At 34.6% G+C, this 10,115-nt stretch carries 8 protein-coding genes and 6 tRNA genes; all 14 read right to left on the reverse strand.

Features of this window, described 5'->3' with window-relative positions; genetic code table 11:
* Positions 1 to 139: 139 nt before the first annotated feature.
* The 14 genes from FC77_RS06640 to FC77_RS06705 all read right to left on the reverse strand — a co-directional run bounded on the left by FC77_RS06640 (position 140) and on the right by FC77_RS06705 (position 10,052).
* Positions 140 to 652: a hypothetical protein gene (locus tag FC77_RS06640; protein ID WP_056970826.1), complete on the reverse strand. Its 513-nt coding sequence runs from the start codon at positions 650 to 652 to the stop codon at positions 140 to 142.
* Between the two features lie 202 nt (positions 653 to 854).
* The gene (gene smpB, locus FC77_RS06645; RefSeq protein WP_056970828.1) at positions 855 to 1,310 is read right to left on the reverse strand and encodes an SsrA-binding protein SmpB; all 456 of its coding nucleotides are present in this window, start codon (positions 1,308 to 1,310) and stop codon (positions 855 to 857) included.
* Positions 1,311 to 1,322: 12 nt separating this feature from the next.
* Positions 1,323 to 3,665, reverse strand: coding sequence for a ribonuclease R (rnr, locus tag FC77_RS06650; protein WP_056970830.1), 2,343 nt, complete (start codon positions 3,663 to 3,665; stop codon positions 1,323 to 1,325).
* Between the two features lie 69 nt (positions 3,666 to 3,734).
* Positions 3,735 to 3,968, reverse strand: a complete 234-nt coding sequence (secG, locus tag FC77_RS06655) for a preprotein translocase subunit SecG (protein ID WP_056970831.1) — start codon at positions 3,966 to 3,968, stop codon at positions 3,735 to 3,737.
* Positions 3,969 to 4,036: 68 nt separating this feature from the next.
* Positions 4,037 to 6,100 (reverse strand): LTA synthase family protein, encoded by a 2,064-nt coding sequence (locus tag FC77_RS06660; protein WP_056970833.1) that lies wholly within the window; start codon positions 6,098 to 6,100, stop codon positions 4,037 to 4,039.
* 70 nt (positions 6,101 to 6,170) lie between these two features.
* Complete coding sequence (locus FC77_RS06665) at positions 6,171 to 7,196, reverse strand: lysylphosphatidylglycerol synthase transmembrane domain-containing protein (RefSeq protein WP_056970835.1); 1,026 nt, start codon at positions 7,194 to 7,196, stop codon at positions 6,171 to 6,173.
* A complete protein-coding gene (locus FC77_RS06670) occupies positions 7,196 to 8,239 on the reverse strand; it encodes a glycosyltransferase family 4 protein (RefSeq protein WP_056970837.1) in 1,044 nt (347 codons plus the stop codon). Before FC77_RS06670 ends, FC77_RS06665 begins: the two co-directional genes overlap by 1 nt.
* Positions 8,232 to 9,404 (reverse strand): glycosyltransferase family 4 protein, encoded by a 1,173-nt coding sequence (locus FC77_RS06675; protein WP_056970838.1) that lies wholly within the window; start codon positions 9,402 to 9,404, stop codon positions 8,232 to 8,234. Before FC77_RS06675 ends, FC77_RS06670 begins: the two co-directional genes overlap by 8 nt.
* Positions 9,405 to 9,513: 109 nt before the next feature.
* Positions 9,514 to 9,598, reverse strand: a tRNA-Leu gene (locus tag FC77_RS06680).
* 37 nt (positions 9,599 to 9,635) lie between these two features.
* A tRNA-Cys gene (locus tag FC77_RS06685) sits at positions 9,636 to 9,706 on the reverse strand.
* Between the two features lie 23 nt (positions 9,707 to 9,729).
* A tRNA-Gln gene (locus FC77_RS06690) sits at positions 9,730 to 9,801 on the reverse strand.
* Between the two features lie 7 nt (positions 9,802 to 9,808).
* Positions 9,809 to 9,881, reverse strand: a tRNA-His gene (locus FC77_RS06695).
* Positions 9,882 to 9,894: 13 nt separating this feature from the next.
* A tRNA-Trp gene (locus FC77_RS06700) sits at positions 9,895 to 9,965 on the reverse strand.
* Between the two features lie 5 nt (positions 9,966 to 9,970).
* Positions 9,971 to 10,052: transfer RNA gene (locus FC77_RS06705), tRNA-Tyr, on the reverse strand.
* Between the last annotated feature and the right edge of the window lie 63 nt (positions 10,053 to 10,115).

The raw sequence follows: 10,115 nt of genomic DNA on the forward strand, positions 1-10,115 counted from the left end.
TATATCTTAGCAAACTTATAAGTCCTTTGTCAAGCACTTATTTTCATTCGCCTCATCGCCTGCTTGGTTAACTCCTTAACCTCACCGGCGACAGTTAATTATATTACCAACTTTACCGCCTTTTTGCAAGTACTTTACATTATTTCTTTGCATCTTTTTCGATTTGAGGAAGAAATAAGTTAATACACTGATAAATATCCCTTATATCTGTTTGATATTCATGTGAAATCCAATTAAAAAGAATTGAATATATACCTTCTGCAACTAATTCAATTGTTCTTACCGAAAATGCACCTCTTGGCCTCATATAATTTTCTAGCCCTATAGCTATCTCTTTCTTCAAAATAGGATAAAACGTTTCATGTTTTTTAGATATATGTAAAATATTTAAGTAAAACACAGCGTCTTTCTTTATTTTACATAAAAGACGATAAAATACTCGATTTATGGATTCATTTTTTGTATTACGCATTGACTTCTTCAATCGAAGGGTAAGAACAGAAACAAATAAATCGGAAAGATTACGATACTGACTATAAAATAAACCTCTGTTAATACCAGCATCTTTACAAAAATCAATAACCGAATATTTATCTAATTTTTTCTTAGTTAGACTCTGTTTTAAAACAAATTCAGAGCAGGGAATAGCCATATTTAATTTTCTCCTTAAACAAACAACATTTTCATAAATATACCAATAAAAAAAGAAATAAACAATATATTTTTAATTAATAATTTTTAAATCTAGCATAAATATTTTACTACTAACTAATTTTAAGTTTACTATTTTTTCGTAATATTTAAAAACAGTGTAATTATCTTGATAATCACACTGTAGCTTTATATTTTATTTTTTATACTTTATACTTTCGACGTAATTCACGTTCCTGATCACGCTTTTTGATTGTTCTACGTTTATCATATTGTTTTTTACCTTGGCCCACACCAATTAACACTTTGGCAAAACCGTGTTTTATATAAACTTTCAGGGGAATAATTGCTATTCCACGCTCTGCCTGTGCTTTTGTTAAACGCCTAATTTCTTTTTTATGTAAAAGTAATCGTCTACTCCGTAAAGGCTCATGATTGTAACGATTACCTTCTTTATACTCACTAATATGCACATTTTCCAAAAAAGCTGAGCCATTGATTATTTGTACATAGCCATCACGCAAATTAATTCTACGAGCTCGAACGGACTTAATCTCTGTTCCGGTTAAAGCAATACCAGCTTCAAGAGTTTCTTTGATGAAATAATCATGACGAGCTTTTTTGTTTTGGACAACCAAATTTTCATTTTTTCGTTTCATCAAAAATCAATCCTAACGTTTGTAATTATTGTTGCTGCGACGATTATGACTGCCATTTCTACTAGCATGGAAATTACGATTCCAATGTTTGCCATTGCCACGACGACCATGATCATTTCGAAAACCACGATTACCACGTCGACGATTATTTCTATGATCATTCCGATGATGTTTAGGTGCATTGGGATCATAAACTTCAAAATCTAACTGATGTTGTTCAACGTTAGCATTAATAAGGGTTACCTTAATCGGCATCCCTACTTTATATTGTTTATGCGTACCTCGACCGGTTAAAGTCAAAGTTTTTTCGTTAAAAGTATAGAAATCATCAGTTAAATTAGAAATATGGACTAATCCCTCAACCGTATTAGGCAGTTGAATAAACATACCAAAACTAGTAACAGAGGAAACCACCGCATTAAAATGTTGTCCTACTTGATCGGACATATATTCAGTCATCTTAAGGTCATCTACTTCACGCTCAGTATCAACTGACCGTCTTTCTTGGATTGAAGTTTGTTCAGCAACCTGCGATAGATAACTCGTAAAATGCTTTTGCACATCTTTACCAGTCCCATGTTCTGCATAAGCATGGATCATCCTATGAACCATCAAATCAGAATAACGTCTAATTGGAGAAGTAAAATGCGTATAAAACTTGGCTGCCAATCCAAAGTGACCCAAAGCTTGATCGGAATAGTGCGCCTGTTTTAAACTCCGTAACATCATCATTTGAACAACAGCTTCTTCTGGAGTACCTACCGTTTTGGTTACAATTTTTTGCAAATCTAGTGGTTTAACATGATTAGGATCTGCCTTGATATTCAAACCAAAAGCACTACAGAATTCAAAGAAACTTTTAATTCTATCTTTATCGGGTGTTTCATGCACACGGTATAAAAATGGAACATGTTTTCTAAAGTAATCTTCAGCTACCGTTTCGTTGGCCATTAACATAAATGATTCGATCATTTTTTCAGCTATGCCACGCTTATGAAGAACAATATCAGTTGGTTTCCCATTTTTATCAACAATGATTTGTGCTTCTGGTTCTTCGAAATCAATAGCACCACGCTTATGACGTTGTTTATACAAAATTTTGTGTAACTCTGCCATTTGCTGAAGCATTGGACGTAATTTAACGTATTTATCTTCAAGTTTATCAGTATTATTAGGGTCCAATGTCTTATTCACATTGTTATAAGTCATCCGACCATGAGAACGCATAACAGAAGGATGAATACGGTAATTAACCCGTTTACCTTGTGGTGTTATTTCCATATCACAAGATAAAACTAACCGATCTTCCCCTTCATTTAATGAACAAATACCGTTAGATAAGCGAAATGGCAACATTGGGATAACCCGATCAACTAAATAAGTACTGTTACCACGAGCAAAGGCTTCTTGATCCAATGGGGACTTTTCCGTCACGTAATGTGATACATCAGCTATGTGAACTCCTAAATGATAATTTCCATTAGGTAATTTCCACAAAACAACCGCATCATCAAAATCTTTAGAATCATCACCATCAATAGTCACAGCAGGTTGATCGGTAATATCATCTCTACCTTTACGCTCCTCATCAGTAACATGATCTGGAATAGCATTTGCTTGTTTCATTGCATCATCTGGCCACTCTGTTCGCACATCGTGAGCTGCTACAATTGACATAATATCAACGCCAGGATCGTTCTTATTACCAATGGTTTTAATGACAACACCGGTCATCGATTCTGGATTATTTTTATCTGGATAGTTCTTAATAGAAACTTTAACCATATCTCTCATTTGTGGGATTAAACCTTTATCAGAAACATAGACACGATAATTATGCAACTTTTTATCATTGCTCAGAACATAACCAATAAAATGACTAACTTTAACTTGTTTATCAGTCATTGGATGAAATTCGCCAACTAAAGTTTCAAAACCGCGTTCAACGATTTCTTCAACTTGGCCCTCAGGTCCCTTATCATTCCAAGGGTTACCATCAGCAGTAATTCTGACCTTTACTCGGTCACCATTTACAGCATAATCGGTATAATCACTAGCAATAAAAATATTGTCAGCATTTTCATCATCTAACTTAACAAAGCCAAAGCCTTTATCATTGGCCCTAAAGGTACCTTCAACCTCGGTATTCTCCTGAACCAATTGATAATGTCCTTTACCATCAGTAATAATCTTTTTTTCATGTTCAAGAAAAGATAGTGCCTTGATCAAATCAGTAAAACTACCAATATGATCACGCCGAGCCATTCTTTCAATTTGATCTATTGAATACTGTTTTTGCGGATTATGGCGAAAAATTTCTAAAACGTTAGCTAAAATTTTCTCGTTTTGTGCCATCTAATTAATCTCCGTTCTTTATTAAAAATATAAAAAAAGCCCTCCCCGTCATATCGGGAGGGCCAAAACTTATTTTGAAGACAAATAAGCTAATATAATAGCAAATGCAAAAAAGAGAACCAACAAAACTGCTGTTACTTTTTCCATAAATGCTTCAAAACCACGTTTTTTAGTTTGACCACTAAAAACCGCACCGCCAGATAAAGCGTTCAACGCATCCTGTTGTTTCTGCGGCTGCATCATCGTTGCAATTACAATTAAAATTGAAACAATGATTAGTAGCGTCATAAATAAATTGTACAATGTACTGCCTCCAATACACAGATATGATTACTGCTAAATTTTATCACAAAATATAAATCTTTGCAGGTTTATTTCTTTAATTCAGGAGCATCAGTCTTAAAGTCTGATTGTGTGCTCTTCTTATGATTTTTATACCAAAGTGAAGTCTTATCTTTATTAGAATACAAATTCTTTAAAGCTTTTTCTTTATTATAATCATAATCACTCGGTTTGATTTTTATAAACCATTTTGGTTTATAAAAACGTAATAAGTTCCCATCAATCACTCGATCAGATAAAGAAAGCTGAGTAGTTACTTTATTCGAAATTGCCATAAGTTCAGTTTTTAATTTTTTATTCGGATGAGTAATCTTTTCACCAGTTTTTGTATAATAATACATCCCACCAACTTTTGCATATTTTGGCGTAATAAAATCACCATTTCTTTGAGCAACAATTTGTGGGGAATCTCTACTTAAGATATCGTGTCCAAATTGGATAGTATCATTATCTTTAATTCCCAGTAAATTTAGTAAAGTAGGTAAAACATCAATTTCGCCGCCATAACTATGATCAACACCGCCTTTTAAGCCCTTCATATGAAACATTAAAGGTACACGTTGAAATTTTAAATCATCAAAGTCATTAAATTGCTTTTGTTTAAGCAACTGCGCACTAGCCTTATGGTGGTTCCCAGAAATTCCATAATGATCACCATAAAAAACAATCAGGGTATTTTTATCAAGTCCAGTTTTCTTCATCCAACTCATCAATTCACCAATAGCTTGATCTAGATAGTGGGCTGTCTGAACATAGCCATCAACTGTTTCATCGTTTGTATTCGTTTTAGGAATTGTCTGATTTGGTTTATCTAAATCATATGGGTAATGATTAGTTACCGTGATCAGCTTTAAATAAAATGGTTGTGGCAACCGCTCTATGTACTTAACCGATTGGTCAAAGAAAATCTTATCCTTTAAACCATAACCAATATAGTATTTAGGTCTGTTTTTATAATAAGAAAGTGGCATAAAATATTGATACCCAAATGACTTGTATGCATTATTGCGATTCCAGAAAGAACCTGCGCCACCATGCATAACAGCAGTGGTATAACCTGCCCGTTGTCTTAGGATTGCTGGTGCACTTTCAAACGTATTTGACGTACCATAGCTCGACATTGCAGAACCAGATTGTAAACCAAATAATGAATTTTCCAGCATCATCTCAGCATCTGATGTCTTTCCTTGTCCCACTTGATTATAAAAATTATCAAAGCTAAGAGTATCCTTAGCATGATAAATTTTATTTAGATTAGGGGTAACTTCCTTACCCTTCCATTTATAACCAATTAAAAACTGCTGAAAACTTTCAAGGTGAATAACCAGTACATTTTTACCTTTGGCTACGCCCGTGTACTCGGGATTGGGTTGCACATAATTTGTCTTTAAATATTGTTCAACTGAATGTAAATCAGACACGTTAGCCTTAGCCATTTGAGCATTAGTTTGGGCTGTTTTAAATCCATCATAAACGGCATACTCATTAATTCCGAGATACTTAACAATATAATTATTATCAAATGTTCTAGTAAGTAACCCAGAGCGATTCTTTTGCGCCATACCCAAATTAACGCCCATTAAAAGTATGGCTAAACTTTCAATCAGCAAACCAAATCGAATCTTAACTGGCCTAACGTCAATACGTATTACCTTTGTTAGCAACAAAACTATGACAGTGGCCACATCTAGAAAAGAAAGGAAATCTGTTGCCCTAGTAATTCCAACAATACTTTTCCCTAAATTATCAGAAGTTGAACCTGACGCTTTAATAATCGAAAAAGATAAAAAGTTGGAAAACTCACGGTAATACAATATATTTGCAAAGAGCCATAAACTTAGTAGAAAATCAATTACCACAATGATCCAATATGATTTACGACCTTTGAAGAATAATCCTATTCCAAGTAAAAGCATCCCTGCCGGAATTGGATTAATTAAAAGCAAAAAATTCTGGATCGATCCAGATGCACCTAAATTAAATTTAGTCAAATAAATCCAATACGTTTTTATCCAAAACAATATTAGAACAATAGTAAAAAAGCCTAATTTGGTCTTTGTCAACCATTGTAGAAAAGTTTTGGTACGTGCCATCATATTCTCCTCTCACCACGTTAATCATCTTACTACTAAGAAAATTTAGACCTAGCAGTTTTAGTAAAAATTAACTATTTTTGGTATTTTTTATCTTTTTTGGCTTAAATATCCAACCAAATATTCCTAAAATCATACCAAAGAAATAGGTTGCAAACCGCCATAAAAACATACCTAATACCAAAGCCCCATGAGACGAAACGAATGTTGAAAAAAGAGTTTGAAAACTATATTCGGCACCTCCAGATGCTCCAGGGATAGGAATAATAGCCATAAACATAATAATCATGATATTCATTTGCGTTACGGCTAACCAATTTGCATGAACATTAAGGGTAAGCAAAACCATGTAAGGAATCGAATAAAAGAATAATAACTGCAAAACCGTCAAGCCTGCACTAAGCCATAATTTTTTCTTTTCTTTTTTTAATTTTTGACTTTCAGTATAAAAAGTATCGATTTTTTCCATAGTAGCTTTACGCCATTTCTCTACTCTTTTTTCACTAATAAATTTTTCGAGTAGATTCATTAACCAGTTAGCAGCCTTTTTCGTCCAATTGTAGGCAAAAAATATGGCTAATAAAAACACGATTGAACTAATATGAATTAAGAAACCAAGCACAATAAAAGCTGCAAGTGCAGAAAATTTAGTTGCAACCATATGGAAGCCAGTAACAATGGCAAAAACGTAGGCAAAGAAAACTACTATTTGATAGATAATAAATTTCATCAAAAGTAGTGACGTTGCGCGTCCTCCTTCTATACCCATCTGAACCATGGCTGCAAGCTGTGAGGGCTGTCCACCAGTCGACATAGGGGTAATTGCGTTAAAAAGAGCCTGAATTATTGGTATACGAAAGAAGGACCATTTGGATCTCTTCGGCTCATTCTTCCGATAAGACAAAACATACAAGATTGTGGCTTCACAAACATAGGACAGGAGCATTAATCCAAATACCATTATTAAAGCAAAAAAGTTAATATTCTGAGCTGCTTTAATTAGTTGGTTAATTGGCGTTGTCTTTAAATCTGCATAAAGCACACAAACACTAATTATTAAAACAATTAATATACCCAAAAAGTGTTTTTTATTCATTAACGAATTTGTCCTAACTTTTTACCTAATTCATATTGTTCATGATAAAAATCATCCCAAATCTTAGCCAAATTATCCTCAGAATATTTTTCACTAGCTAAATTAGATAAAGAACTATACTTATTCAATATTGATTTATCATCAAAAGCTTTTCGCAGTTGCGTATTCATTTCCTGGGAATTATTGCCACTCATATAGTAGCCACCAATAATAGCTTTATATAAATCTAAATTTCTCAATAAAACCGGTGTACCACAACTGAAAGCTTCCAAAACAGACATAGGAAATAATTCATCATATGATGGAAGCAAAAATAGGTCAGCAATATTCAAATAATCAACCAGTTTTTTCCGATCTACAATTCCAGTAAATTTTAAATTCTGTGGTGGATTATCTACTAATTGCTTAAAGTGATCATAGCCATCAGTTATTTTACCAAATGAGAAACCACCGGCCCAAATAAATTGAATATGCGGATTAGCCATTGCCATCTTAGCAAAATCATCTACGCCCTTACGTTCCTGAACTTGACCATCACCAAAAACGACCGCTTTATTCAATGGAATACCTAATTTATTACGAAAAGCATTTTTTCTTGCTTGACTTTCTGGATAAAATTCAGATTTTGAAACAAAATTAGGAATATATTTAACCTTATCCCGGCTTATTCCATATTTAACTAGCTTATCAATAAAGATTGGATTAACAACCACAATTTGATCCATGCGCTTATAAAAGTTAATTACATAACTATAAAAAACCTTTTTAGCAAAACCAGGTAACTTAATTGAGCCTTCCAGAGTTTCAGGTAAAAAATGGACATAGCCAATTTTGCGACCACGAGCGGGTGAAAAACTATTAGCATAAAAAGTAGGATTAATCGTATGGTAATGAGTAAGATCACTTTTCCCATACTTATTAACAGTTACGTAAAATTTATCCACTAAACGCGTTCGTAATAGAGCAGTTAATTCATTATAAGCAGAACCAACGCCTTGACCTTTAACTGAATCAGCTTGTGAGAACATATTAATTCTAATCATTTAAATCCTCTTTATGATCTTCTTGATATTTCTTAATTACATCTTGATAAAAATTATAAACCTGATCACCAAAATGCTTCGAAGAAATTTGTGCTAACTTAGCATCTAATTTATCTTGAGGTATTTTAGATCTCCCTTGTTTTAAGTAAATAAGGATATCCTTTAGCATTTCGCTTTGCGTTGTAAATACACGCCCTAAAGAATCATCATCAAAAACATGCTCGGTATAATCAGTATCGTATACTACACACCTTGTACCAGCCGCAAGAGCCTCGATATATGTTAATCCTTGAGTCTCCGTATCACTGGCAGATACAAATAAATCTGCCATTCTATAATAGTTACCGACATCTTCATGCGGAATGTTACCAGTAAAAATTACATAATTTTCAAGAGTTAAACGCTCAATTTGATCCTTTAACACATCCACATCAGGACCATCGCCTGCAATTACCAACCGCACGTTAGGAAATTGCTCAACAATATCTGGCATTACATTTAAAATGTGATTGATCTTCTTTTCGGAAGCAACCCTACTGAGCGTTAAAAGAACCGGTGCATCTTTATCTATATGTAAATCTTTACGCACATCGTGTGGAACATCTTCATTCATACTCTCAATATCCACACCAGTAGGAATAATCCTAATAGGAATTTTAACTCCATACCGCTTAAGCAATGCTTCAACACGTTCACTTGGAGCAATAACCCCATTCATATTTTTCAAATATCCTTTAGTAAATTGCTTTACGTGATATGGACGAAGTAAGTGACCATTTAAAACATAATGCAAATAATCTTCATACATGGTGTGATAAGTATGAATTGCGGGGATTTTAAGCCGATGAGCAACATATTTACCCATCATTCCCAAAGCAAACTCGGTTTGAGTATGAACAATATCCAGTTTAACTTCCTTTGCTACTTTTGCTGCTTCGAAAAAGCCACGAAAAGCAATCCTTCGATCAGTAAACGAAATGAAGGGTATGCTGCTAAACCGAAAGACATTCGGTTCAACCGTCCCCTTTTTTATATGAGGATCGGTAGTAGTAAAAATAAATACATTATGACCCTGCTTTTCAAGTGCATTTTTTAACGTCTTAATCGACGTGGCTACACCACTGATTTGCGGGAAATATGTATCGGTGAAAAGACCAATATTCATCTAAATACCTCCATATATTGGTATTATAAAGATTCCAAATTATATGTGCAATTTTTAAAATAAAACTTATAAAAAAAGACAACTCACATAAATGAGTTGTCTAAACAAATAGCGGTGATCGGGGTCGAACCGATACGTCCTAAACGGACACCAGATTTTGAGTCTGACGCGTCTGCCAATTCCGCCACACCGCCATATTTAATTAACAGAACCAATGACTGAGCCATTTGAAGGCGGGGGTCGGACTCGAACCGACGATTAAGGTTTTGCAGACCTCTGCCTTACCACTTGGCTACACCGCCATAAGTTTTATTTTATTAATAGATTGGGATAGCTGGATTCGAACCAGCGCATGTTAGAGTCAAAGTCTAATGCCTTACCGCTTGGCTATATCCCAATGCTAGGGCGGAATGTGGGATTCGAACCCACGCATGCCGGATCCACAAACCGGTGTGTTAACCCCTTCACCAATTCCGCCATGAAGAGTAAACAGGGATAGTAGGAATTGAACCCACATCAGTGGTTTTGGAGACCAATGTACTACCATTATACGATATCCCTATTAATGGAGGAGGGTGGATTCGAACCGCCGAACTCAGAGAGAGCGGTTTTACAGACCGCCGCGTTTAGCCACTTCGCTACTCCTCCAGACTGATGGCGCGGGACGGAATCGAACCGCCGACACAAGGAGCTTCAATCCTTTGCTCTACC

This window comes from Lactobacillus acetotolerans DSM 20749 = JCM 3825 (genome assembly GCF_001436775.1).
Lineage (GTDB): Bacteria > Bacillota > Bacilli > Lactobacillales > Lactobacillaceae > Lactobacillus > Lactobacillus acetotolerans.

Coding starts and splice junctions, on each gene's coding strand:
- FC77_RS06670 (WP_056970837.1), bottom strand. CDS start 8,239: ATGATTAGAATTAATATGTTCTCACAAGCTGATTCAGTTAAAGGTCAA.
- FC77_RS06675 (WP_056970838.1), bottom strand. CDS start 9,404: ATGAATATTGGTCTTTTCACCGATACATATTTCCCGCAAATCAGTGGT.
- FC77_RS06665 (WP_056970835.1), bottom strand. CDS start 7,196: ATGAATAAAAAACACTTTTTGGGTATATTAATTGTTTTAATAATTAGT.
- smpB (WP_056970828.1), bottom strand. CDS start 1,310: ATGAAACGAAAAAATGAAAATTTGGTTGTCCAAAACAAAAAAGCTCGT.
- FC77_RS06660 (WP_056970833.1), bottom strand. CDS start 6,100: ATGGCACGTACCAAAACTTTTCTACAATGGTTGACAAAGACCAAATTA.
- FC77_RS06640 (WP_056970826.1), bottom strand. CDS start 652: ATGGCTATTCCCTGCTCTGAATTTGTTTTAAAACAGAGTCTAACTAAG.
- rnr (WP_056970830.1), bottom strand. CDS start 3,665: ATGGCACAAAACGAGAAAATTTTAGCTAACGTTTTAGAAATTTTTCGC.